The sequence below is a fragment of the Streptomyces sp. PL-29 genome (assembly GCF_058344425.1).
On record NZ_CP136996.1, the window covers coordinates 6,576,684 to 6,600,253 of the forward strand.

Here is a 23,570-nt window from a genome sequence, read left to right on the forward strand (position 1 = left end):
GACACCAGGGGAATACGCTCGTGCGACGAAAGATCTTCGGGCCGGCCGCCACCGCGGTCGTACTCGGCCTCCTGCCGCAACTCTCCGGATGCGGTGCCGCGGACGGCGGGGCAGCCGGCGGCGGCACGCTCCGCCTGGTGGCCGCCGAGTACGGCGACACCCCGGCGACCAGCTCCAAGGCCTATTGGGACAAGGTGACCGGCGCGTTCTCCGACGCCCACCCCGGCCTCAGGGTCGAGGTCCAGCTGCTGCCCTGGGCCGACATCGACCGCGAGGTGTCCCGCATGGTCAAGGCCGGCAAGGCGCCGGACGTGGCGCTCATGGGCTCCTACTCGGACTTCGCCGCGCAGGGGAAGCTCTACTCCGCCGAGGAACTCCTTTCGGTCGGAGCCGAGGCGAACTTCCTGCCGCCCCTCGCCGAGGCGGGGACCTTCGACAACCGCCTGTACGGCCTGCCCTTCGTGGCGAGCAGCCGCCTCCTCTTCTACAACGAGGCGCTGTTCGCCAAGGCCGGCGTCAAGGGGGCCCCCAAGACCTGGTCCGACCTCAAGGCCGCCGCCAAGGCGCTCAAGGAGAAGGGGGTGACGTACCCGTACGCCCTGCCGCTGGGGCCCGAGGAGGCCCACGCCGAGGCGCTGATCTGGGAGCTCAGCAACGGCGGCGGCTACGCCGACAGCAGCGGCAACTACAGCCTGGCCTCCGACAAGAACGTCCGTACCTGGCAGTGGGTCCGGGACAACCTGGTCGCTCCCGGCCTCGTCGGGCCCACGGCCCCGTCCGAGATGAACCGCGCCGACGCGTTCGCGGCCTTCCTGCGGGGCGAGGTCGGCATGCTCAACGGCTATCCGTCACTCGCCCACGACGCGGCCGCGAAGGGCATCCGTGTCGGCACCGTCGCCATGCCGGTCTCCGACGCGCTGCGCAGCGAGGAGGCCCCGCCGACGGTGGGCGTCGCGGACTGGATGGTGGCGTTCAAACAGAACGACAAGCGGGCGGAGATCGGCAGCTTCCTGGAGTTCGTCTACCAGGACAAGAACCTGTCGGACTTCGTGGGGCGCTACCACCTGCTGCCGGCCACCGTCTCCGCCGCCCGCACCCCGGCCGGCGGCGGCCTCAGCGCGACGGACGAGGACTTCCTGAGCGCGCTGCGTACGGCCCGCCTCTACCCGGTGGACGACCCGTCGTGGGTGGCGGTCAGCGACACCATCAAGCGCAACATCGGCCGTGTCGTCGCCCCGGACGCCGACCCGAAGGCGGTCTTGGAGGACCTGGCCGACAAGGCCGAGGCCGCCGCCGAGGGGGACTGACCGCGGCAGAAACGACGGCGGACGCAGGGAGGGGCTTGACGGCCGCCCCCGAACATATGACACTCGAAGTGCAAGTTGTTTTGCGTTGTTCATCAAGATATGTGATCTGTGTAAGGAAAGGCGAGACATGTCCGTCTACAGCGCCCGAGCGTGTGCCGGGCACAGCCCTGTCCGCGAACGGCGCACGACGGCCGGGTCCCTACGCGCACTGATCGCCTACGCCGCCGCGGGCGCGGCCATGGGCGTGGTGTGGGCCTTCGGCGGGGACACCCCCGCGTGGGAGCACGCGCTGCGCGTCCTCGTGCTGGTGCTCTGCGTCAGCGTCGTCGGCCGTCTCGTCGGCCGCCGCCTCGCCCGCAGCGGCAGGGCGCAGCTCGACCGGCGCCTCTTCCTCGGCCTGGCGGCGGCGAAGGTCCTCCTGGTGGCGGTGGCACTGGTCGTCGACCAGGTGGTCGGCCTGTGGTTCTCCGACCCGGCGCTGATCACCGCCGGGATCCTGTTCGCCGCGGTGACCCTCGGCGGTCCCGTCCTGCACGCCCGACTGTCGCGCGGCGGCGGCGAGGCCCGGGAGGCCCGGGAGGTCCAGCAGGTCCGAAAGGAGCCGGCCACGGTGTGAAGGCCGGCCGTCGAGGCCGTGCCGGTGACGGCGTGGGGTCGACGGCGCCCGGACGCCGCCGACCCCCGCGGCCGCCCGCACGGTCGCCGCGCGATGCGCGGACTGAACCGGCGGCGCGGCGACGTGGCGGCACGGCCCCGTCCCCCCGCGGCGGGGCCGCGCCGCCACGTCGCCGTCAGGCCCGGCAGTGCAGCATCTCCAGCGGCGGGTTGGCGTGGTGGTCCGCCCAGAACTCCGCGCCGAAGGCGCGCTCACCGGCCGCCGACACCGCCATCGGCACCCAGGCCAGCTCGCTGAATCCGGCCGCCTGCAGGCACTTCTCGTACACCTCGCGGCGCGGGCGGTTGGCGATGAAGGAGACCGGCGGGTCGAGCAGCGCCGTGGTCCGCACCTGCGGCCCGGTCTCCACCTCCACACCTGTGAGCTCGCTGCGGAAACCGTAGGGCTCCGGGCTGGGCCCGTCGAAGCGGAAGTCGGGCGACTGGTTGAGCAGGAAGAGCTCGCCGCCGGGCTTCAATGCGCGGTGCAGTGCGCGGCACATGCGCTCCGTGGTGGCCATGTCCGGCGCGTAGTTGAGCAGCTGGACGGCCAGGGCGACATCGAAGGCCCGTGCGACGGGCGGTAGTTCGGCCACGTCGCCGACCTGGTAGCGCACACCGAGCGGATCGGCGTCCTCCAACTGCCGTGCCACGGCGATCATCTCACCGGAGATGTCGACACCGAGCACCTCTGAGGCGCCGCGCCGCTTCAACTCCCGGCTGTAGAAGCCGGTTCCGCAGGCCAGGTCGATGACCGACTTTCCGGAGACTTCACCGACCAGACTCAGGAAGCTGGGTATCACCACGTACTGTTCCAGGGGCAGGGCCTTGAACCCCTCGTAGGCCTCGCCGATTTCGTCGTACTGCTGCTGTGCGCTCATGGTGGTGTCCTCCCCGTTGCGACATTCCACGGCCGCGACCCCCGTGCCGGGTGCGCGCTGCCGCGGCCCGTGTGGGGAAGTCTCTACGGACCCGGGCCCGCCTCCGTACTGGCAGAAGCCACAAAGATCCCGACCGTGTCCCGGCGTCGCGTACGGCAGGGGTCGGAGCCGACACCGCCACCCGGCGCGCGGCCCGGCCCCCGGGCCGCACACCGCAGGCACACCGGCGGCGGTCACCGGGGGACGCGACCCGGGTCCGGGGCCAAGGGCCGCCTCCGCCCCATGCAGTTGCTTGTGGGGCGCGGAGGACGCTGCCCCGGGTGTGACGGGGGCAGGGCAGGGCAGCGGGTGCGCATCGGGATTCTGACGAAGGTGTTCACCATCGAGCTGGTCGACGCGGCGATAGCCAAGCACAGCCGGGCCGAGCAGCGGCGTCGCCTCCTACCTGCGCGACTGGTCTGCGGCTCCGCGCCCTGGACGGCACCCAGTTCGATCTCCCTGATTGTGCCCGAACTCCTAGCGCAGACACCGGGGAACAAGTAACCCGCCGGTAGTTCCTGGGAGGTCCGCACGCGCCGCTTCCCGGCGCCCTGCGCTCTCGTTGAGCTGAGCGGGTGAACGCCCGTGGGGGGCCCGACGGCGAGGGGGTTGTGTGCGGCAGGAGTGGTCACCAGAGGACGTGGTGGCGTGCTGGACCCTGGTGGATGGTGACGGGGAGCTGGTCGCGAACAAGTCGGGTCCGACCCGGCTGGGCTTCTGCCTCATGCTCAAGTTCTTCGAGATCGAGGCCAGGTTCCCGGAGTTCGTCGAGGAGTTCCCGCAGCCGGCGGTGGAGTACGTCGCCGGGTTGGTGAAGGTCCCGGCGGCCGAGCTTGCGAAGTACGACCTGGCGGGCGCGAAGCGGCACCGCAGGCAGATCCGCGAGGCGCTCGGGTTCCGGCCGGTTGCGCTCGCGGACGAGGAGGCACTCACCAGGTGGCTGGCCGCGGAGGTCTACCCGGTCGAGCTGGTTGAGGACCGGCAGTGCGATGCCCTGCTGGTCGAGTACCGGGCGCGGAAGATCGAGCCGCCGGGCCGGACCTGTGTCGAGAAGATGCTGGTCGCGGCCCGGGGCCGGTGGGAGGCGACGTTCTGCGCCCGCGTTATCGAGCGCCTGGGCGAGGCGGGCACGACCCGGCCGCTGTCCCTGGTCGCGCAGGACAACGAGGAGGGCACCGCCCTGCTGGCCGCGCTCAAGCGCGACCCGGGCGCGGTCGGCCTGGACTCCCTGCTCACCGAGATCACCAAGCCCAACGATGTACGCAAGCTCGGGGCGCCCGACGGGCTGTTCGCGGACTGCTCGGAGAAGCTGGTGGCCGCCTGGCGGGCGCGGGCGATCAAGATGTACCCCTCGGACTTCCGCGACACGGCTCAGGGCGTGCGGATCACGCTGCTCGCGGCGCTGTGCTGGTCGCGGCAGGCGGAGATCACCGACGCCCTGGTCGAGCTGCTGGTCGCCCTGGTCCACAAGATCAATGCCCGCGCCGAGCGGCGGGTGGAGAAGCAGCTCACCGCCGAGCTGAAGAAGGTCCGCGGCAAGGAGGGTATCCTCTTCAAGCTGTCGACGGCCGCCGTCGACAACCCCGACGAGGTCGTACGCCGGGCCCTGTTCCCGGTGGTGGGTGAGAGGACGCTGCGGGAGCTGGTGGCCGAGGCGAAGGCGAACGAGAAGGTGTTCAAGGCCAAGGTCCGCACCACGCTCCGGTCGTCGTACAGCTCGTACTACCGGCAGATGCTGCCGCCGCTGCTGAACACGCTGGGCTTCCGGTGCGACCACACCGCCTACCGGCCGGTGATGGACGCGCTCGCGCTGCTGGCCAAGTACGACGGCGTCGACGGTAAGAAGCTGTGTCACATCCTCTTTCTGCAGGTAGCAGCGTTGGGAAGTGCACGGTGCTCTGGCTTGCCGTTCGGTTGGGCGTCGATGGACGGGTGATCGTGCGGCCGCAGGGGGATGTACAGGTGTCAACGGTGTACCCGGCTAGTTCACCCAATCGGTGGCGAGTGGGGCGGTTCCCCTCCTCCGCCGGATGCCGCTGCATAGCCTCTGATTTCAACGGTGCGTGACATGGTGACGCACCGTTTCGGAGCATCACCGCAATGCCGCCCTGGGGAGAGACCCGTCTTGAGAGTCAAACGTCTGCTGGTCACATGTATTTCGGCGCTGTTGTTCACCGCATCCGCGCCGTCGGCAGTGGCGATCGTCGGGGGAGAGGAAGTCGACTACCCGTGGGCCGCCGCCCTGATCAGGCCAAACAACGGGACGCCTGTGGAACAGCGCACCTACTGCTCAGGTGTGCTGATCAAGCCGGAGTGGGTGCTCACCGCCGCGCACTGTCAGCCGAAGATCGGGGACACTGTGACCATCGGCCGTGGGCGTCTGGCTTCCACAGGGGGCGAGAAGCGCACCGTGGCGGACACTCGTCGTATGTGGGACTACGGCGGCTACTGCCCCCCGGACAGACCGGAACTGTGTGATGTCGCGCTGGTCAAACTCAGCACGGCCTCGACGCAACCCGACCTCGACCTCGCCGACAGCCGGGTGCTGTCCGAGTGGAATGAGGGAACTGCCGCCCGGGCCTACGGATACGGCTTCACGTCGTCGACGTCCACTCAGTCCAGTGGGTCTCTGAAAAGGGCTCATGTCAAAATCGTGGACCTCCGGGACAACCACTACACACTGTTCGCCTCCGGGCCCGACACTGCTGTCTGTTACGGCGACAGCGGCGGTCCGCTGGTAGTGAGCACATCGCTCGGACCGCGTGTGGTGGCAGTGGTACGGGCTAGAGTCGGACACGATCCGACATCGTGTACGCCGGGCGACGAACAGTCCTACGTCAAGGTTGGCTATCGCGGTTCCGCCAACAACTCACAACCCTTCCTGTGGATCACCGACATGCTCCGCCCCTAAGAAGCTGCGTCACACCTCCTTTCCTCAGGTCACAGCGCCATGGAGCATGGTGGTTCTCCGGCTTGCCGTTCGGTTGGGCGTCGATGGTCGCCGTTCCGAACGGCAGCGGCAGCGCGTTGGTCGTCAGTCGGCGGCGAGGCTGACCGTCGACGCCTTGGCTTGGCGGCGGGAGCGGGTGAGGCGGCGGGTCATGAGGGTGATGAAGGCCCACTGGATGTGGGCTTCGGCGTGGGACATGAGGCGTTCGTAGTCCCTCGCGTTGCGGCGGGCCCGCATCGTCCACGAATTCGACCGCTCAACCACCCAGCGCTTGGGCAACAAGACGAAGCCCTTGGCGTCCTTGGGCCGGGAGACGACCTTGACGGTGATGCCGAGGGTGGTCTGGGCCCAGGTGCTGAACTCGTCTCCGCCGTAGCCGTTGTCCGCCCAGACCAGGACGATCTCGGGGTGCTCGGCGTGAAGGCGGGTCAGCAGGACGCGGGCCGCGTCCCGGTCCTGGACGTCGGCGGGCGTGACGAGCAGGTCGACGAGCAGGCCGTCCTGATCAACCAGGAGGTGCCGCTTCCGCCCATTTATGTGTTCGTTCGCGTCGTAGCCGCGCGTCGCCTTCGACACGGTCTCCGCGCCCTTGACGGACGGCGAGTCCACGATCACCCGGACCGGCCAGGGACACCGCCGGCGGTACAGCCGCAACCGCCGACGGAGCTGGTCGAGGATGTGCCGCAGCACGCCGGCCTTCGCCCAGCGGGCGAAATACCCGAACACCGTGCGCCATGGAATGCCGAAGTCGGCGGGCAACGCACGCCATTTCGTCCCGTTGTCGGTGATGTAGCGGATGGCGTCGACCACGCGCCGGCGGGGCCACTTCTCCGGGGCCCCGCCCTTCGGGGTCCGGCAGGCGGGGGTGGGCAGGAGCCGTTCCAGGAGGGCCCATTCGATGTCGCTGGTGTCGGAGGGGTAGCGGTAGCGGGACAGTGGCACGACGGGGTGCCGGGCCGCGACCTGAAGAAGGGGCCAACTGCGGGGCGGTCGCGGCCCGTTGCCTTTCCGGGGTTCACTCCAGGTTGGCGAGGAGCTGCAGGGTGGACTCGATCGCGCCCATCTGCGCCATGACCGTGCGGATGTAGGGGTCGTCGGGCTTCTTCTTCTGGTGCGGCAGGTACGCGTATCACGGCACAGCCGAATGATCAGCTACACCACGTCAAGGGACATGACCCTCAGTCGCCCCGAGCGTGACCGCGAGCGCTTGGAACGCACGCTCCCCCGCTTCGCCCTTGGCCGGCGGAGTGCGGCTCCACCCCGACCGGGTGCGCCCCTTGGCGGGTTTCAGGTGCTGCCCGGCCTCGTCCCTGAAGACCATCCATGAGCCCAGGAACCGGGTCGTCCCCGTCTCCGGCTCGGCGGTCCTTCAACCCGCCTCCGGGGTATGCCGGTCGTCACGACTGCCCACCCTCGTCGATGTCGGCTTGGGATACGCGCACTCCGCGCAGGGCTCGGCCGGCAGCTCGGCCTTCGCCTCGTCGAGGAGGCGCTCGTACCCCGGCCTTGTGCCCTGTCCTCCCAAAGGTCCGGCGAAGTGACCAGTAGCTCAGAGCGACCGGTCGGCGCCTTCGGCATGGAGGGCAGCGAAGTCGGCGTGGGCCGCTCCGACGGCTTCGGGGTACGCCTGGCGCTTCTCGTGCTCGGCGAGCGCCCGGTAGATGCTGGCCAGGCCGGGGTTCTGTCCCTTGCGCTTGCCAGTGGGGTGATCAGGTCGGGCCGGATCTTCTCGACGGACTCGCCCGCCGCGCGGCGCCGCAGCACGGTGTGCAGCATGTCGTCGGTGATGACGGGGGGCCGGCCGCCGTGCTTGCCCTTGCGGGAGGCGGCGTCGAGCCCTTCGAGGGTGGCTTCACGGATGCTCTCGCGCTCGGTCTCGGCCATCGCGGCGAAGAACCCGAACAGCATCCGGCCGCGGGCCGGACGGGTCGTAGATGCCGGGCAGCGGGCCGGCCAGCATCTCCAAGGCCAGGCCGTGGGCGGTCAGGTGGTCGGCCAGCGCCGTGAGTTCGGCGGCGTCGCGGCCGAGCCGCTTCATCTCGTACACGGCGCCTGTGCGCCGTCGTCGACAGGGGTAACGTTGCTTGATGGGACACGATCACTCTGTACCGGGGTTGCCGGCCCCTGGCCAGCGGGGGCCCGACGGGACCAGGCCTGCCTCGTACGCGGAGATGGCCGCCTCCACTCGGTTGCGTGCGCCCAGCTTCGCAAATACCGCGCTGACGTGTGCTTTCACCGTGCCCTCGACGAGGTGCAGCCGACTCGCGATCTCCGCGTTGGACAGTCCCGTCCCGAGTCCGGCGAGCACCTCGCGCTCCCGTTCGGTGAGCCGCTCCAGTGAGCGGTGAGGGTGCGCAGCCCGGTGGGCGCGCAGCCCGGCGATGACCCGGCCAGCGACCCGCGGGGACAGGTAGGCCCCGCCGGCTCCCACCGCCCTTACCCCGTTGAGGAGTTCTCTCGGGTCGTCCGCCTTCAGCAGGAAGCCGTCGGCGCCCTCTTCCAGGGCCCGGGTGACGTACTCGTCCTGGCCGAAGGTCGTCAACATGATCACACCGATCGCTGTCGACTCCCGGTGGAGCCGCGCCGCTGCCGTCAGCCCGTCCAGGCCAGGCATCTGGATGTCCAGCAAGACCACGTCCGGCCGGTGCAGGCGGCTGAGCGCGAGGGCCTCATGCCCGTCGCTTGCCTCGGCGACCACCTCAACGTGCTCGTCCCGGGCGAGGATGGCCAGCACCCCCGCCCGGACCGTCGCCTCGTCGTCGGCCACCAGGACCCGGACCGGCCGACTGCCCGGTGTTGTCTTTTCCACGCGGCGAGCCTACGGCCGACGCACAGCCGTGCGAAGGGCGGGCTCCACAGATTCAGTCCCGAGTCCGGGCACACCCCTGACGAACGGCAGGACGCTGCTGTCGTTCGACCCATGGGCGCCGGCGCCGCGGGCTTCTAGCGTCGCTCTCGTACAGGAAGCGCGGTGGCCGCCCAGGGCTGCGCACCATGCGTCGGTCGGTGCGCGCCGCCGTCGGCTTCCGCGTTCGGCGACCGACACGAAGGAGTTTCGTGATCACCCTTCGAGGACTGACCAAGCGTTACGGCGAGACCATCGCCGTGGACGGTCTGAGTCTTGACATCAAGAGTGGGCAAGTGACTGGCTTTCTGGGGCCCAACGGTGCCGGAAAGTCGACCACGATGCGCATGATTCTCGGCCTTGACCATCCGTCCGGGGGTGAGGCGCTCATCGATGGCAAGCCGTACTCCTCGATGCGCCACCCGATCCGCGAGGTCGGCGCGCTTCTGGATGCCAAGGCGCTGCACCCGGCCCGTTCCGCACGCAGCCACCTGGTGGCGCAGGCGCGTAGCAACGGCATTCCGCTGCGCCGGGTGGACGAGGTGCTGGAGACGGTCGGCCTGGCGAAGGTTGCGCGGCGCTCCGCTGGGGCGTTCTCCCTCGGTATGTACCAGCGGCTGGGCGTGGCGGGCGCGCTGCTCGGCGATCCACAGGTACTCATCTTCGACGAGCCGGTCAACGGCCTCGACCCCGACGGTGTCCGCTGGGTGCGTGAACTCGTGCGGTCCCTGGCCGCAGAGGGCCGGACGGTCTTCCTGTCCAGTCACCTGATGAGTGAGATGCAGCTGACCGCCGACCAGCTGGTCATTATCGGACGGGGCAAGCTTCTGGCCGACACGCCGATGGCCAACCTGTTGGCCAGCAGCTCGCTGTCGTCGGTGCGGATGCGCACCCCGGACGTGGCACACCTGCGCACGCTGATCGACCATCTCCGGAAGGACGGCGACGTGAACGTGGAGTCGCCCGCGGCCGACGAGCTTGTCGTGAAGGGCCGTAGTGTCGAGCAGATAGGCGACTTGGCCTACCGGCTGGGGCTGCGGCTGCACGAACTGCGGACCGTCTCCGCTTCGCTGGAACAGGTCTATATGGAACTGACCGCGCAGAGCGTGGAGTACGCATCGGGCGCCCCTGTGTTCGGTGGCACGAATTCCAAGGAGACGCAGGGAGCGGGAGCATGAGCACCATATCGGCTGACGTGAGAGACGGCCGCCGTGGGCGCATGGTCTCCGGCCACACCGGTGGCGGATTCGTTGGCGCGTTCACCTCGGAGTGGACCAAACTGTGGACCATCCGCACGCCGTACGTCTGCCTGCTGGTTGGCCTGATCGTGACTGCGATCTTCACTTTTTACTACGGGTCGATCGCTCGGATCAACGACAAGCCGATCCAGCCGGTCGGCAACGCCTCGGTGTCCTCGGTCATCCTCACCCAGTTCGCCCTGGTGATTCTTGCGATGACGATGGTGACGAGCGAGTACTCCACGAGCAGCATGCGCACCTCGCTGCTGTGGGTGCCGGTCAGGCCCCGCGTGCAGCTGGCCAAGGCGCTCCTGAGCGCCTTGGTGGGCTTCGTCACCGCAGTGGGATGGGCTGTGCTGGGCATCGCCCTGGCCTGGGGGCCCTTCCAGGGTCACGCCAGCTTCGCGCTGTCAAAGGTGGTGTACCAAACCGTTGCCATGGGCGTCTATTCCGCCCTCGTCTGTGTGATGACGGTGGGGGTGTCGTTCGCCTTGCGGACGGCGGCGGGCTCCGTGGCCATGATTTTCTTCGTGGTCTCCGCGCTGCCCAGCATGCTGGTCGGACTGGGGGGCCCGGTGCTGCTGGCCATCAACAAGTACATGCCGCAAACCGTGGGTGGTTATTTCATGCTGGGTGATGGCAAAGCCCCGTTCCCGGATGTCGTGAGCTTGCTGATCCTGCTGGTGTGGGCAGTCATCGCGCAGGGGGCCGGTCTCTTCGTGCTGCGACGGCGTGACGCCTGAACAGCGGCGCAACCGGCCGAACGCCCTCACCGTGTCCCCCCCCCGCGTCGGGCGTCCGGGTTCGTCCCACAGAATCGCCCCTGACCGGTGAGGACATCCAGCGGAAGGACGGCCGACGCGCCATGCTGCACACGCGTATCACCTCAGCCAGGCCCGTGTTCGGCGACGTGGCTCTGTGGGGTGTGCTCGCAGCCGCCACCGGCTTCGGGTTCTGGGACGCGGGTTCGGCCTCCCTGGTTCTGGATCTGTTCCTCCCCTTGGCCGTGCTGGTGGTGGCGGTGCCGTGGTCCCGCCGCCAGCCGGCAGCCGCCGTTGTGCTGGTCAACGGGCTGTGCGTGTTGGGCCTGTCCGACTCCGCGACTCCCGGCAATGCCCACGTCCTGTCGTTGGTCGCCGTGAGCTGTCTGCTGGGTGCCCGGGTCGCCGCGGCATGGCGCCCGCTCCTGGTGCTCGCCGGGTGCGCAGCGGTCGATCTCGCGACATGCGCGGTGCTGCGAACGCCTCCCGTATGGTGGCTCTACGCGATGACCGTGCTCCCCGCAGCCCTTTTGCTGCCCTGGCTGGTTGGACGGCATTGGCGTGGCCGGCGGGATCTCGTGAGGGAGGGCTGGCGGCTGGCCCGAAGCCTGGAAGAGCGCCAGCATCTGGTTGCGGAGCGGGCGCGGCTGACAGAGCGCGCGGATATCGCGGCCGACATGCACGATTCCCTCGGCCACGCCCTGAGCCTGGTCGCCCTGAGGGCCGGGGCCCTGGAACTCTCGCCCGACCTCACCAACCGCGACCGCGCCGACCTCGCCGAGCTGCGCAGGACGATCGCGGATGCGGTGGAGCAACTGCGGGAGACCGTCGCCGTCCTGCACGACCCGCCCGGCACGGACAAGGATGCGGTGCTGCCCGTCAACGGCACCGTCGAGGATCTCCTCTCACGGGCGGCCGCTTCCGGGGTGCCAGTGCAATGGGAGCGGCGCGGGGCGGTGCCCGAGATGTCCCCTCTCGTCGAACGCGGGATGCACCGGGTGGTGCAGGAGGCCCTCACCAACGCGGTGAAACATGCGCCGGACTGTTCGATCAGGGTGCGGATCACCCATGAGCCCGACCGTACCGTCGTGAGCGTCGTGAACGCCGCTCCGTCGGCTGGCGGACCGTCACACGCACGTGAGAGCTTGGCAAGCGGCGTCGGCGGCCGGGGGCTGACGGGGCTTCGGGAGCGGGTGACGGTCCTCGGCGGCTCGATGCGCGCCGGGCCCGGCGAAGGCGGGTTCCACGTCACCGCTGTCCTCCCGCATCAGGCCACTGCCACCGCCCGTCGCGGGACGCCGGCGCCAGAACCAGGATCGGCGGATGGAACGCCGGTCGGGAACCGAGGGCCCGCGTCGACGTCCGAATCCGCTCCCCACCTGGACCCGGAGACAGACGCAGCACCGGGCACCGTCGTACCGGAGTCCGCCAAGCGGCTCGCCTCCGTACGGAGCGACGCCCGTCGCCGCTCCGCCGTCGCCCTCGTGGCACCTGTCGTCGCAGCCGTCTTCTTCGTACCATCCGCCTTCTACCTGGCCTGGCAACTGACCACGAGCGTGCTGCCGCCCTCCCGGTACGAGGAGTTGACCACCGGCCGGCCTCGCGTCGAACTCGCCGCTCTCCTGCCGGCCCGCGCCTATCCCTACCCGTCCGACCAGGCCCGTTCCGCATCCCGACCGCCCGGCACATATTGCGAGTTCTACCGTTCGGGCCGCGATCTGTTGGGCGAAGTGGACCTCTACCGGCTCTGCTAGTCCGGCAACACGCTCATGACGAAGGACATCGTGCCCGCACGCCGCCCCTGACCGCCCCGAACAGAGCGAGAACCATGAAGTACGTCATACGCCGGATCGCGGCGGAGGAGTGGCGCGAGCTGCGAGCGATACGACTTGAGTCCCTGCTGAACTCGCCCGACGCCTTCGGCGTCCGTCACGCCGACGCTGTCGCGCTCTCCGACCGCACGTGGCGGAAGCAGACAGAAAGGGCCGCGGCGGCGGCCGACGACGCACTGTTCGTGGCCATCGACGAGACCGGCTCCTGGGCCGGAACCGCCGGGGTCGCACCCCTGGACGGCATCCCCGACACCGCACACGTGCACGCCGTCTATGTCGCCCCGGCGCACCGCGGTCCGGACGGTCCGGCGCGGGCGCTGATGGAAGCGGCAATCGACTTCGCACGCGAGCACACCGATTACACCTGGCTCACCCTGGGGGTACGCGAGGACAATCACCGCGCCATGGCCTTTTACCGACGCATCGGGTTCCACGACCTCGGGAAAACCATCCCCTACCCGCTGGACTCCACCAAGTTCGTGCGCATTCTGGGCTGCCCCGACTTCCGTGTCTGCCGAGTAGCACATCGAGGAGACGGACGGAGCGGTCCCTATCCACCTCGCTCGTCGTTGCCGTCGTCATCGTCATCGTCATCGTCATCGTCATCGTCATCGTCATCGTCGTCGAGGCCGACGGCATCCGGGTCGCGCAGCGGGCGCAGGCCGTCGACCAGCTGAGATGCGGTGAAACTGTAGCGGCCCAGGACGTTCAGATGCCGCTGTCCTGTTCGAAGCTGCGGAGCAGGTCCGCCGCCACGCTCACCGCGATCGTGGCGGGCTCCTTCCCGCCGATCCCGGGGATCCCGATCGGGGTCTTGATCCGGTCGATGGCATCCGGGGCGTGACCGCCCTCGGTGGCCAGGCGCTGCCGGAACCGCGCCCACTTCGCCGAGGAGCCGATCAGACCGATCGAGCCGAGGCCGGCGGTGCGCAGTGCGGCGTCGCACAGCGCGGCGTCCTCGGCGTGGTCGTGCGTCATGATCAGCACGTGCGCACCGGGCGGCAGCTCGGCGAGGACCTCCTCCGGGAGCAGCGGCGTGTGGTGCACCCGGATCTGCGCCACCGCGTCCGCGAGCACCCCGAGCCGCTCGCCGGACAGCATGTCCGGGCGGGTGTCGACCAGGTGCAGATCGAGGTCGTGGCGGGCCAGGATGCGCGCCAGCTCCAGCCCGACGTGCCCGACGCCGAAGACCGCCACCGCCTCGACCACCGGCAGCGGTTCGAGCAGCACCGTGACGGAGCCGCCGCAGCACTGCACCCCGTGCGGGCCGGTGACCTTGTCGTTGAGGGCGAACTCCAGGATCTCCGGCTCGGGGCGGGCCGCACCGGTCAGCTCGCGTGCCCGGTCGATGGCGACGGCCTCGATGTTGCCGCCGCCGATCGACCCCCAGGTCTCGGTGCGTCCCACGACGAGCTTGGCACCGGCCCGGCGCGGGGCGTGGCCGCGCACCGCCGCGACGGTCACCAGCACGCCGGGCTCCCGGCGTGCCCGCAACCGCGCGACCGCGGCCACCCAGCCCGTGTCAGGCATCGCTCGGCGCACCCGCCCCGACGGCGAGCGGGCGGGCGTCGGGTGCCGGCCCGCCGTACGGTGTGCCGCCCCGGCGGGCCGACTCGACCGCCCAGTACACCGCCTCGGGCGTCGCCGGAGAGGCGAGTTCCACGCTGACCCCGGCGGGCCCGAAGGCCGCAGCGGCCTGCCGCAGTGCCTCCCGCACCGAGAAGGCCAGCATCAGCGGGGGTTCGCCCACCGCCTTCGACCCGTAGACCGCGCCCTCCTCCGTGGCGTTCTCCAGCAGCCTGACGTTGAACTCCTCGGGCATCTCCGAGAAGCTCGGCAGCTTGTAGGTGCTGGCCGCCCGGGTCAGCAGCCGCCCGCGGTGCGGACCGTCCCCGGCGTCCCATCGCAGGTCCTCCAGCGTCAGCCAGCCCGCGCCCTGTACGAAGCCGCCCTCGACCTGACCGACGTCGATCAGGGGGGAGAGGCTGTCGCCGACATCGTGGACGATGTCCACCCGCCGGATCCGGTAGGCGCCGGTGAACCCGTCCACCTCCACCTCGGCCGCGGCGGCGCCGTAGGAGAAGTACTTGAAGGGTGAGCCCCGGAACGCCTTGGCGTCCCAGTGCAGGCCCTCGGTTCGGTAGAAGCCTGCCGCCGACAGCTGGACGCGCTGGAAGTAGGCGGTGCGTACCAGGTCGTCCCAGTCCAGTTCCGCGTCGCCGCCCAGGACGCGCGCGACGCCGTCGACGATGCGCACGTCCGAGGCGTTCGCACCCAGCCGGGTACCGGCGACCTGGAGCAGCCGCTCGCGGATCTGCTCGCAGGCGTTCTTCACCGCGGCGCCGTTGAGGTCCGCCCCGGCGCTGGCCGCGGTGGCGGAGGTGTTGGGCACCTTGTCCGTGCGGGTGGGGGCCAGCCGCACCTTGTGCAGCGGGATGCCCAGCGTGGTCGCCGCCACCTGCAGCATCTTGGTGTGCAGGCCCTGTCCCATCTCGGTGCCGCCGTGGTTGATCAGGACCGAGCCGTCCTTGTAGACCAGCACCAGCGCGCCGGCCTGGTTGAAGGCGGTGAGGTTGAAGGAGATCCCGAACTTGATCCCGGTGACCGCGAGCGCCCGCTTGGTGTGCGGGTGAGCGGCGTTGAAGGCCGCGATCCCGGCCTGGCGTTCGGTGATCCGGGCGTCGCCCCGGACCTGGTGCCAGACGGTGGAGATCCGTTCGGGGTGCAGGACCCGCTGTCCGTATGGCGTCGCGTGGCCCGGCCGGTAGAAGTTGCGTTCGCGCAGTTCCATGGGGTCCAGGCCGAGCAGCGGCGCGCACCGGCCCATGATGTCCTCGATCACCAGCATGCCCTGCGGTCCGCCGAAGCCGCGGAAGGCGGTGTTGGAGACCTTGTTGGTCCTGGCGATACGGCCGGTGACCCGTGCGTTGGGGATCCAGTAGGTGTTGTCGATGTGGCACAGGGCGCGGGCCACGACCGGCTCCGACAGGTCCAGGCTCCAGCCGCCGTCCGCGGTCAGGGTCGCCTCCAGGGCCTGGATGCGGCCCTCGGTGTCGAAGCCGATCTTCCACGCGGCGTGGAAGCCGTGGCGCTTGCCGGACATGGTGAGGTCCTGGGTGCGGTTGAGCCGTACCCGGACCGGCCGGCCGGTGAGCCTGGCACCCAGCGCGGCGACGGCCGCGAACCCGTGGGGCTGCATCTCCTTGCCGCCGAAGCCGCCGCCCATGCGCAGGCACTGCACGGTCACCTCGTGGCTGTGCAGGCCGAGGACGTGCGCGACGATCTCCTGTGTCTCCGAGGGGTGCTGGGTGCTGCTCTGGACGAACATCTGCCCGTTCTCGTCGACGTGGGCCAGCGCCGCGTGCGTCTCGAGGTAGAAGTGCTCCTGGTCGGAGAACTGGAACTCGCCGGTGAACACGTGCGCGGAGTCGCCGAAGCCGGCGTCGACGTCTCCGGTCTCCATCACGGGCCGGGCGCCGTGGAAGCTCCCGGCCTCCATCGCCTCCCGCAACGTGATCACGGAGGGATGCTCGTCGAGGTCCACCTCGACGGCCGCCGCACCCAGCCGCGCCGCTTCCAGGCTCTCCGCGAGCACCCAGGCGACGGCGTGGCCGTGGAACATGACCGTGTCGGGGAACAGCGGTTCGTCATGCTTCATCCCGGCGTCGTTGACGCCGGGCACGTCCGCTCCGGTCAGTACGCGGACCACGCCGGGCACGGCGAGCGCGGGTCCGGTGCGCAGCGCGGTGATCGTGCCGTGGGCCCGCATCACCTGGACCGGATAGGCGTGCAGGACGTCCTTGGTGCGGTGAACCAGGTCGTCGGTGTAGAGAGCGGCGCCGGTGACGTGCAGACCGGCGCTCTCGTGCGGCAGCGGAAGGCCGACGACGGGCTCCTCGGGGCGTTCGGACAGTTGGCTCATGACGACACCGCCTCGGTGGTTCGCGCGTACAGCTTCAGCAGGCTCTGCCCGAGCATCGCGGAGCGGTACCCGGCGCTGGCCCGATGGTCGTCCATCGGCGTGCCCTCTTCCCGCAGCACCCGGGCCGCGGCCTCGACGGTCCCTGCCGTCCAGGGCTCGCCCTCCAGGGCGGCCTCGGTGGCGAGGGCGCGGATGGGGGTGGCGGCCACACCGCCCAGGCCGATCCGTGCCGTGCGGACCATCCCGTCCTCGATGTCGAGGGCGAAGGCGACGGCCACGCTGGAGATGTCGTCGAAGCGCCGCTTCGCGATCTTGTGGAAGGCGGTGACGGGCGACAGCGGCAGCGGAACGCGCACCGCACGGATCAGCTCACCGGGACGGCGCACGCTCTGCCGGTAGCCGGTGAAGTAGTCGCGGAGGGGGACCTCGCGCTCGCCGTCGGCGCCGGAGAGCACCAACGAGGCATTCAGCGCGAGGAGTACGGGCGGACTGTCGCCGATGGGGGATCCGGTACCCAGATTGCCGCCGAGGGTGGCGCTGTTGCGGATCAGGCGGGAGGCGAACTGCGGGAACAGCTCCGCCAGCAGCGGGACGCTGCCGTCGAGGCGGCGCTCGATCTCCGTGAGGGTCTGGGCGGCACCGATCTCGATGTGGTCGGATCCGACGTGCAGCGCGCGCAGCTCGGGCAGCCGGTCGACCGCGACCACGCATGGGGCCCGGCGGGAGAGGATGTTGACCTCGACACCCCAGTCGGTGCTGCCGGAGACGACCACCGCGTCCGGCCGTTCCCGCAGCATCCGCAGCGCGTCGGCCAAGGTCTCCGGCCGCAGGAACGTGCTGTCGCCCTGCGTGTAGGCGGTGGCGGCCGGCTCCGGCGGCGCCTGCTCGCGGCGCTGCGCCAGGGGGTCGTCCTCGGCGGGCATGCCGACGGCGAACGCGGCGTCGCGGATCGGGCGGTAGCCGGTGCAGCGGCACAGGTTGCCGCTCAGCGCGTGTAGATCGAAGCCGTTCGGGCCGTGCTCGGAGCCGGTGCCGTCGGCCGACCCGGCGTGCGCGCAGCGGCCGGGCCGGTAGTACTCGGAGGCCATGCTGCAGACGAACCCCGGTGTGCAGTAACCGCATTGGGAGCCACCGCGGACGGCCATCTCCTGCTGTACGGGGTGCAGTACGGCCGGGGCTCCGGACGTGTCGGCGGCGGCGAGGCCCTCGGAGGTGACGACCTCCTGGCCGTCGAGCGCCGCGACCGGGACCAGGCAGGCGTTGACCGCCACCCAGTCGGTGGGCTTGTCCACCCCCGGACGGGCCACCAGGACGGAACAGGCGCCGCATTCGCCCTCGGCGCAGCCCTCCTTGGTACCGGTCAGGCCCCGCTCGCGGAGGAAGTCGAGCGCCGTGGTGTGGGGTGGGGCCGGTGAAATCGGGGTTTCTTTCCCGTTGACGGTGATGCGCGCCGCTACCATCGCGCGGCCTCATTCCGGCGCACGGTCGATCGGACTGTCCAAGTCGCCATGTCAGGTGCTTTCTCTTCCGTGGTCGCAGCCGGGCACACCGTGGTACCGCAGCGCGACGGGTCGGCACGCGACGGCGTGCCGTAAGGGGTGACATAGATGAGAAGACGCCGGGGCCGCAATCGGCACGCCGGCGAGGGGGCTGCTCAGCAGCCGTGTGCTACACGACCCGGAGCCCAGGCGATCTGGTGTGCGAGGCGAATCAGCGCGGAGACGGTCGACATCCGGTTTCGCCTCCTTCCAGCAGCTCACGAGCGGGGTGCGGTCGAAGGTACGTTGCCGCAGGTTCATCGGTCAAGCAGGAGCCCGCCCATGCCAGCCGATCCGGACCGGCGGCGGGGCCGCCCCGGGCGCGCGCCGCGCACGGGGCGCTGTCAGGGGGCCCCGCCGGTCAGCAGTGCCTCGGCCACGGACGTACGGGCGTACAGCACGAAGCGGCCGGTCCGGTGGGCACTGACCAGGCCGGCGTCGCGGAGCGCGGTGAGGCACTGGGACACTCCCGCCGCCGACAACCCGGTACGGCCGGCGAGTTCGGTCGTGGTGGCGGGCGAGTCCAACTCGGCCAGCAGCAGGGACCGCGAGCGGCCGAGTACGGCGGCCAGGACGCCGTCCCGGGCGGCCGTACGGGGCTCCCACAGGGAGCCGATCCCGCGGGCCGGATAGGCCAGTTGCGGTGGGTCCGGCGGCGCCAGGCGGGTGAACGGGACCGGCCCGGTGAACACCGACGGGATCAGCAGTAAGCCGGCGCCGGCCTGCTGCCGGGACAGTGGCGCGCGCCGGCCGGCCAGCCGGAGGGCACTGTTGTCCCAGCTCACCGAGGAGTGGAGCTCGCTCAGGAGGCGCCCCGCGCCGTGCTCGGCCACCTGCCGGGCCCGGTGGAAGACGTCGGCGTCGAGCACCGCCCGGATCCGCACCCAGTAGGGCGCCAGAGCGACGGCCCAGTAGGCCTCGATCTCCTCCGCGACCCGCTCCAGAAGGCGCGGCACGTCGTCGTACAGGCCGCGGAGCCCGGGGCCGCTACGGCCCTGCTCGCCCCACAGCCGGTCGAGCTCCCCGCGTACCCGGTCGGCGGGCGTGGTCCGGATCGCCGCGAGTTCCTCCTCCAGCGTGGGGGACGGCCCGGTGGGCGCGGGATTGAGGAAGTCGGGGACGTACCCCGAGGGTGGTACCAGCTCGGCGAGCCGGCCCCGGTCGAGCCCCGCGGCCGCCAGCCGTGGCCGCACCTGCGCGGTCCAGGCCCGGTGCACGGCGTGCTCGTGCCCCGACCGGAGCAGGCGCATGCTGGGCCCGACCTCCCACATGGGTGAGACGGCGAACCTCATCCGCGCCAGGTCGCCCACCGAGAACGCCAGTTCAGCCCGCACCGCCACCCCGAGGATTCACACATGTCCGAACCGATGGGCAGGCAGCCTACCCGCCGACGATCATCCGGTGCATGACCTCACAGACGATCACAGCGGCAGGCACCTGGAAGCTCGGCGACCGCACGGTCCACCGGATCGGTTTCGGCGCGATGCGCCTGGCCCAGAGCGGCGAGGCCCTCGTCAAAGACGCCGTCCCGCGCGACCGCGGCCAGGCCGTGGACGTCCTGCGCCGCGCGGTGGACCTCGGCGTGAACCACATCGACACCGCGGCGTTCTACTTCTCCCCGCTGCGCTCCGCCAACGAGCTGATCAACCGCGCCCTGGCCCCGTATCCCGAGGACCTGGTGATCGCCACCAAGGTGGGGCCCGGCCGTGATCCCTCGGGCGAATGGACGCCCCACGCCCGGCCGGAACAGTTGCGCGGTCAGGTGGAGGAGAACCTCCGGCAGCTCGGCCGCGACCACCTGGACGTGGTGAACCTGCGGATCGTCGGCGCCGATTCGATCGCCGAACGCTTCGGAGTGCTGGCGGAGCTGCGGCAGGCCGGTCTCGTCCGGCACCTGGGGCTGTCCAACGTACGGCCCCACCACCTGGCCGAGGCACTGGCCATCGCACCGGTGGTGTGCGTGCAGAACATGTACGGCCTGGGGGTACAGCCCGGACAGGACGCGTTCCTGCGCTCCTGTGGTGAACAGGGCATCGCTTTCGTGCCGTTCTACTCGATCGCCGGCGGCGGACGAGAGGCCGGCGCGTCGGGGGAGGACAGCGCCGAGGTGCGCGAGGTCGCGTCGGCGCACCGGGCGAGCACCGCTCAGGTCAGGCTGGCCTGGACGCTGCAGCGGGGACCGCACGTCCTGGCGATCCCCGGCACGGGCGACCCGGAGCACCTCGCGGCCAATGTGGCCGCCGGCGCCCTGTGCCTGTCGACGGCCGAACTGGCCCTGCTGGACGCCCTGCACTCCCGCGAGGGCGCCCGGGCGCACGAAGCGCGCGGCCCGCAGCGGTCCGCCGGACGCGGTGGCGCCCCGGGGGGCGCGGGCTGAGCTCCGCCCCCGCCGGCGGGGCACCTCGGCTCCGCAGGACGAGGGGGGTGCGCACGGACGTCCGTCGTGAACGGGTCCCGGAGCGGGGGGTGATGGACGTGCGCCGCGGCCGCGAGCCGGTGGTTTGCGTGGGTCGGCGGCAGAGCCTATCGTCCCTAAAAGCAAATCAATTGCTTTTAGGGGGCGCTTGCCCTCCGTGGACGACAAGGAAGGCTTCCCCCGTGCACCCAGCACCGCCCGCCGTCGCACCGTCCTGGACGGTCGGCTCCGTCGTCGTCCGACGCATCGACGAGATCCCCCTGCCGCCGCAGACCGGCCCGTGGCTCCTGCCGGCCGCCACTGCCGGCGTCGTCTCCGAACGGGACTGGCTGCGGCCCGACTTCGCGAGCCGGGACGGTGTCCTGCGGCTGGACAGCCACAGCTTCGCGATGGTCGTGGACGGGCTGCGCGTCCTCGTCGACACCGGTATCGGCAACGGCAAGACGCGGGCCAACCCGGCCTGGCACGACCTGCGCACCGACTACCTCGAACGCCTCGCGCGGGCGGGGTTCCCGCCGGAGTCCGTCGACCTGGTCCTGCTGACCCACCTGCACACCGACCACGTCGGCTGGAACACGCGCGAGGTCGACGGCGGCTGGGTCCCGACCTTCCCCCGCGCCCGCTACCTCACCTCGAAGGCCGAATACGACTTCTGGGCGGCCCGCGACATGGACGAGGCGCGGGCGGCGATGTTCCGCGACTCCGTACACCCGGTCGACGCCGCGGGGCTGCTGGAAGCGGTGGACGTGCCCGCCGGCGGCGTCACCGTCGCCGCCGGCCTGGAGCTGGTGCCGGCTCCGGGCCACACGCCCGGCCACGTGGCCGTACGGGTGACCAGTGGTGACGCCACGGCCCTGATCACCGGGGACTGCATCCACCACCCCGTGCAGCTGGCGCGGCCGGAGATCGGCAGCTGTGTCGACATCGACCCGGAGCTGGCCGAGGCGACGCGCCGCTCGCTGCTCGCCTCGCTCGCCGACACGGACGCACTCCTCCTCGGTACGCACTTCCCCCCGCCCACCGCCGGCCGCGTGGTCACCGACGGGGGCGCCTACCGGCTCGAACCCGTTCCCGGCCGGCCGGCGGACGCCGCGTCCTGACGTGCCGAGCGGGCGGCGGTACGGGACGGCGCGGCGGCCCGGCGGGGGGCGTCGAAGCCGTCCAGGAGGTCCCGCACGAGCGTGCGCGCGTACGCGGCGGTGAGACCCGGAGGATCTGTGGGATCCACGCGCTCCGCGGGGTTCCCCGAGCGGAAGAGGATGCGGTACATCATGGGCGCCACGACCCGGTCGAGGACCAGCTCCACCCCGGGGGCGTCCTCGCCGCGCACCGCGGCCCGGGCGAGCACGACCTCGATCTGCTCCGCCGCGTACTGCGAGCACCGCGCGGCGTTGGCGCCGTCGGGGGCCCCGAGCAGGGCGTCGCGGAGGTAGGCGCGGCCGACTGGCGAGGCCATCTCCTCGATGAACTGCTCGGCCCAGTGCCGCAGGTCCGCGGCCAGGCTGCCGTGGTCCCGCGGCGGTGCGTCCGGCCGCAGCTTCTCCACGGCGACGTCCGACAGCAGCTCCTGGAGGCCGCCCCAGCGCCGGTACACCGTCGACGGGGTGACACCGGCGCGCGCCGCGATCAGCGGAATGGTCAACTCGGTCCGGCGCGCCTCCGCCTGGAGTGCGCGCACCGCCGTGTGGACCGCCTCCTGGACGCGGGCGCTGCGGCCGCCGGGGCGGATCATCGGTTTGCCGGGCACGGCAGCAGCTTAAGGCAGAGTCCTTGCTCCACCGGGTGTGCGGGTCGGCCGGGCCGGTGAGCGGCCCGGAGGCCGGCCGAGCCCGATATCCGGGCCGGGCGGCGGCGCGCTCGAAGACGGCCGTCTTGTGCGCCCGCCCGCCGGGAGTCCTCCTCCGGCGCCCCGCCGACTGCCCTACAGTGGACCCTCCGCGATCCGCAGGAGACCGACATGCGAGCCCAGCCGTCCGCGGGCCGACCGGACGACAGCGCAGACGCCCTGTTCGGCCTGGAGGACATCGACCCGGGGCGGGCTTCCCGCGCGCCGGCGGACGCCGGTCCGCTGTTCCGCGACAGCCCCACCGCCCGCCGGCTGCTGTCCGTACGGGCCGTCTTCGCCGAGCCCGCGGCCGCCGCCTCGCCACGCGGCAGGCAGGTCCTCGCCCGGTACCCGGACGCCGAGATCGTCCCCGTCGACTCACACTGGCGGATCCCCGACCTCCACGGGAACGAGGGGAACGTCGACCGCTGGGTCCGCATCAAGACCGAGACCCTGGTCCTGGGAGAGAAGAAGACGCTCACCACCCGCCCCAACGGCCGCTCCGCGGACTGGATCGCCCCCGGTCCGGCCAACGGCTGCGCCATGGCCTGCGCCTACTGCTACGTGCCGCGCCGCAAGGGCTACGCCAACCCGGTCACCGTCTTCACCAACATCGAGCGCATCATCGCCCACCTCTCCCGGCACCTGGTGCGCCTCGGCCCCAAACCCGAGCCCAACCAGTGCGATCCGACCGCCTGGGTCTACGACATCGGCGAGAACAGCGACTGCTCCGTCGATGCGTTGATCAGCGACAACGTGGCCGACCTGGTGCACGCCTTCGCGGGATGGCCCGCCGCCAAGGCGTCCTTCGCCACCAAGTTCGTCAACCCGGACCTGCTCCGCCTGGAGCCCCGCGGCCGGACCCGCGTGCGCTTCTCCCTCATGCCGCAGAGCGATTCCCGGCTGCTGGACATCCGTACCAGCCCGGTGGAGAGCCGCATCGCCGCCGCCTCGGACTTCCTGGACGCGGGCTACGAGGTCCACTTCAACCTCTCGCCGGTCGTGCTGCGGCCCGGCTGGGAACGGGACTGGTCCCTGCTGCTGCGGCACATGGACGATGTGCTGCCCGCGCGGGTGAAGGCACAGGCGGCCGCCGAGGTCATCATGCTGACGCACAACAAGGACCTGCACGAGCTCAACCTGGGCTGGCACCCCCGCGCGGAGGACGTCCTGTGGCAGCCGCGTCTCCAGGAGCCGAAGCGCTCGGAGAACGGCAGCTGGAACGTCCGCTACCGCAGCGGCGTCAAGGCCGGGGCCGTCCTGGCGATGCGCGACCTCGTCGCGGCACACGCCCCGTGGCTGCGGATCCGGTACGCCTTCTGACCGGGCGCCGGTGTCAAGCACATTGACAGAAGTCGAACA

General features: G+C 71.0%; 21 protein-coding genes and 1 pseudogene. 12 read left to right on the forward strand and 10 right to left on the reverse strand.

Going from position 1 to position 23,570, the window contains the following annotated elements; all coding sequences use genetic code 11:
- Positions 1-20: 20 nt before the first annotated feature.
- Together R4Z63_RS29960 and R4Z63_RS29965 are read left to right on the forward strand one after the other, a co-directional pair.
- Positions 21-1,307 (forward strand): extracellular solute-binding protein, encoded by a 1,287-nt coding sequence (locus R4Z63_RS29960; RefSeq protein ID WP_384682838.1) that lies wholly within the window; start codon positions 21-23, stop codon positions 1,305-1,307.
- A gap of 127 nt (positions 1,308-1,434) precedes the next feature.
- Entirely contained in the window at positions 1,435-1,923 is a 489-nt protein-coding gene (locus R4Z63_RS29965) for a hypothetical protein (RefSeq protein WP_384456658.1), read from the forward strand.
- Positions 1,924-2,098: 175 nt separating this feature from the next.
- Here R4Z63_RS29965 and R4Z63_RS29970 read toward each other — a convergent pair whose 3' ends face one another.
- Positions 2,099-2,842, reverse strand: a complete 744-nt coding sequence (locus R4Z63_RS29970; protein WP_384454768.1) for a class I SAM-dependent methyltransferase — start codon at positions 2,840-2,842, stop codon at positions 2,099-2,101.
- A gap of 282 nt (positions 2,843-3,124) precedes the next feature.
- On the opposite strand from R4Z63_RS29970, the gene R4Z63_RS29975 reads away from it, so the two are divergent.
- From R4Z63_RS29975 to R4Z63_RS29985, 3 genes are all read left to right on the forward strand, one after another.
- Positions 3,125-3,385, forward strand: coding sequence for a transposase domain-containing protein (locus R4Z63_RS29975; RefSeq protein ID WP_491522609.1), 261 nt, complete (start codon positions 3,125-3,127; stop codon positions 3,383-3,385).
- A gap of 109 nt (positions 3,386-3,494) precedes the next feature.
- A complete protein-coding gene (locus R4Z63_RS29980; protein ID WP_384454762.1) occupies positions 3,495-4,817 on the forward strand; it encodes a DUF4158 domain-containing protein in 1,323 nt (440 codons plus the stop codon).
- A gap of 189 nt (positions 4,818-5,006) precedes the next feature.
- On the forward strand, positions 5,007-5,792 hold the full coding sequence (locus R4Z63_RS29985) for a S1 family peptidase (RefSeq protein WP_384454759.1): 786 nt from the start codon (positions 5,007-5,009) through the stop codon (positions 5,790-5,792).
- Positions 5,793-5,960: 168 nt separating this feature from the next.
- On the opposite strand, the pseudogene R4Z63_RS29990 reads toward R4Z63_RS29985, so the two are convergent.
- The 4 genes and pseudogenes from R4Z63_RS29990 to R4Z63_RS30005 all read right to left on the reverse strand — a co-directional run.
- Positions 5,961-6,767 (reverse strand): annotated as a pseudogene (locus R4Z63_RS29990) (IS5 family transposase); the annotation flags it as partial.
- A 351-nt stretch (positions 6,768-7,118) separates the two neighbouring features.
- A complete protein-coding gene (locus R4Z63_RS29995) occupies positions 7,119-7,739 on the reverse strand; it encodes a hypothetical protein (RefSeq protein WP_384581645.1) in 621 nt (206 codons plus the stop codon).
- Positions 7,684-7,878 carry a hypothetical protein gene (locus R4Z63_RS30000; protein WP_384454755.1) on the reverse strand — a complete coding sequence of 65 codons (195 nt, stop codon included), beginning with the start codon at positions 7,876-7,878 and terminating at the stop codon, positions 7,684-7,686. The genes R4Z63_RS29995 and R4Z63_RS30000 overlap by 56 nt, the downstream gene beginning before the upstream one ends.
- 51 nt (positions 7,879-7,929) lie before the next feature.
- Complete coding sequence (locus tag R4Z63_RS30005; RefSeq protein ID WP_384454752.1) at positions 7,930-8,640, reverse strand: response regulator; 711 nt, start codon at positions 8,638-8,640, stop codon at positions 7,930-7,932.
- Positions 8,641-8,888: 248 nt separating this feature from the next.
- On the opposite strand from R4Z63_RS30005, the gene R4Z63_RS30010 reads away from it, so the two are divergent.
- The 4 genes from R4Z63_RS30010 (at position 8,889) to R4Z63_RS30025 (ending at position 13,184) form a co-directional block, all read left to right on the forward strand.
- The gene (locus R4Z63_RS30010; protein WP_384454749.1) at positions 8,889-9,854 is read left to right on the forward strand and encodes an ABC transporter ATP-binding protein; all 966 of its coding nucleotides are present in this window, start codon (positions 8,889-8,891) and stop codon (positions 9,852-9,854) included.
- Entirely contained in the window at positions 9,851-10,657 is an 807-nt protein-coding gene (locus tag R4Z63_RS30015) for an ABC transporter permease (protein ID WP_384454746.1), read from the forward strand. The genes R4Z63_RS30010 and R4Z63_RS30015 overlap by 4 nt, the downstream gene beginning before the upstream one ends.
- A 122-nt stretch (positions 10,658-10,779) precedes the next feature.
- Complete coding sequence (locus tag R4Z63_RS30020) at positions 10,780-12,429, forward strand: sensor histidine kinase (protein WP_384454743.1); 1,650 nt, start codon at positions 10,780-10,782, stop codon at positions 12,427-12,429.
- 74 nt (positions 12,430-12,503) lie between these two features.
- Positions 12,504-13,184, forward strand: a complete 681-nt coding sequence (locus tag R4Z63_RS30025) for a GNAT family N-acetyltransferase (protein ID WP_491522610.1) — start codon at positions 12,504-12,506, stop codon at positions 13,182-13,184.
- A 31-nt stretch (positions 13,185-13,215) separates the two neighbouring features.
- Here R4Z63_RS30025 and xdhC read toward each other — a convergent pair whose 3' ends face one another.
- The 4 genes from xdhC to R4Z63_RS30045 all read right to left on the reverse strand — a co-directional run bounded on the left by xdhC (position 13,216) and on the right by R4Z63_RS30045 (position 19,301).
- The gene (gene xdhC / locus R4Z63_RS30030) at positions 13,216-14,037 is read right to left on the reverse strand and encodes a xanthine dehydrogenase accessory protein XdhC (protein ID WP_384454738.1); all 822 of its coding nucleotides are present in this window, start codon (positions 14,035-14,037) and stop codon (positions 13,216-13,218) included.
- Complete coding sequence (gene xdhB / locus R4Z63_RS30035; RefSeq protein WP_384454734.1) at positions 14,030-16,429, reverse strand: xanthine dehydrogenase molybdopterin binding subunit; 2,400 nt, start codon at positions 16,427-16,429, stop codon at positions 14,030-14,032. Before xdhB ends, xdhC begins: the two co-directional genes overlap by 8 nt.
- Positions 16,426-17,889: a xanthine dehydrogenase small subunit gene (locus tag R4Z63_RS30040; protein WP_384454731.1), complete on the reverse strand. Its 1,464-nt coding sequence runs from the start codon at positions 17,887-17,889 to the stop codon at positions 16,426-16,428. Before R4Z63_RS30040 ends, xdhB begins: the two co-directional genes overlap by 4 nt.
- Positions 17,890-18,311: 422 nt before the next feature.
- Complete coding sequence (locus R4Z63_RS30045; RefSeq protein WP_384454728.1) at positions 18,312-19,301, reverse strand: ArsR/SmtB family transcription factor; 990 nt, start codon at positions 19,299-19,301, stop codon at positions 18,312-18,314.
- Between the two features lie 71 nt (positions 19,302-19,372).
- On the opposite strand from R4Z63_RS30045, the gene R4Z63_RS30050 reads away from it, so the two are divergent.
- Together R4Z63_RS30050 and R4Z63_RS30055 are read left to right on the forward strand one after the other, a co-directional pair.
- A complete protein-coding gene (locus R4Z63_RS30050) occupies positions 19,373-20,344 on the forward strand; it encodes an oxidoreductase (protein ID WP_384454726.1) in 972 nt (323 codons plus the stop codon).
- Positions 20,345-20,565: 221 nt separating this feature from the next.
- Positions 20,566-21,483 (forward strand): MBL fold metallo-hydrolase, encoded by a 918-nt coding sequence (locus tag R4Z63_RS30055; protein WP_384454723.1) that lies wholly within the window; start codon positions 20,566-20,568, stop codon positions 21,481-21,483.
- Here R4Z63_RS30055 and R4Z63_RS30060 read toward each other — a convergent pair.
- Positions 21,435-22,115 (reverse strand): TetR/AcrR family transcriptional regulator, encoded by a 681-nt coding sequence (locus R4Z63_RS30060; protein WP_384454771.1) that lies wholly within the window; start codon positions 22,113-22,115, stop codon positions 21,435-21,437. The genes R4Z63_RS30055 and R4Z63_RS30060 overlap by 49 nt on opposite strands.
- A gap of 225 nt (positions 22,116-22,340) precedes the next feature.
- Here R4Z63_RS30060 and R4Z63_RS30065 point away from each other — a divergent pair, with 225 nt between their 5' ends.
- Positions 22,341-23,531, forward strand: a complete 1,191-nt coding sequence (locus tag R4Z63_RS30065) for a spore photoproduct lyase family protein (protein ID WP_384454720.1) — start codon at positions 22,341-22,343, stop codon at positions 23,529-23,531.
- The last annotated feature ends 39 nt before the right edge of the window (positions 23,532-23,570 follow it).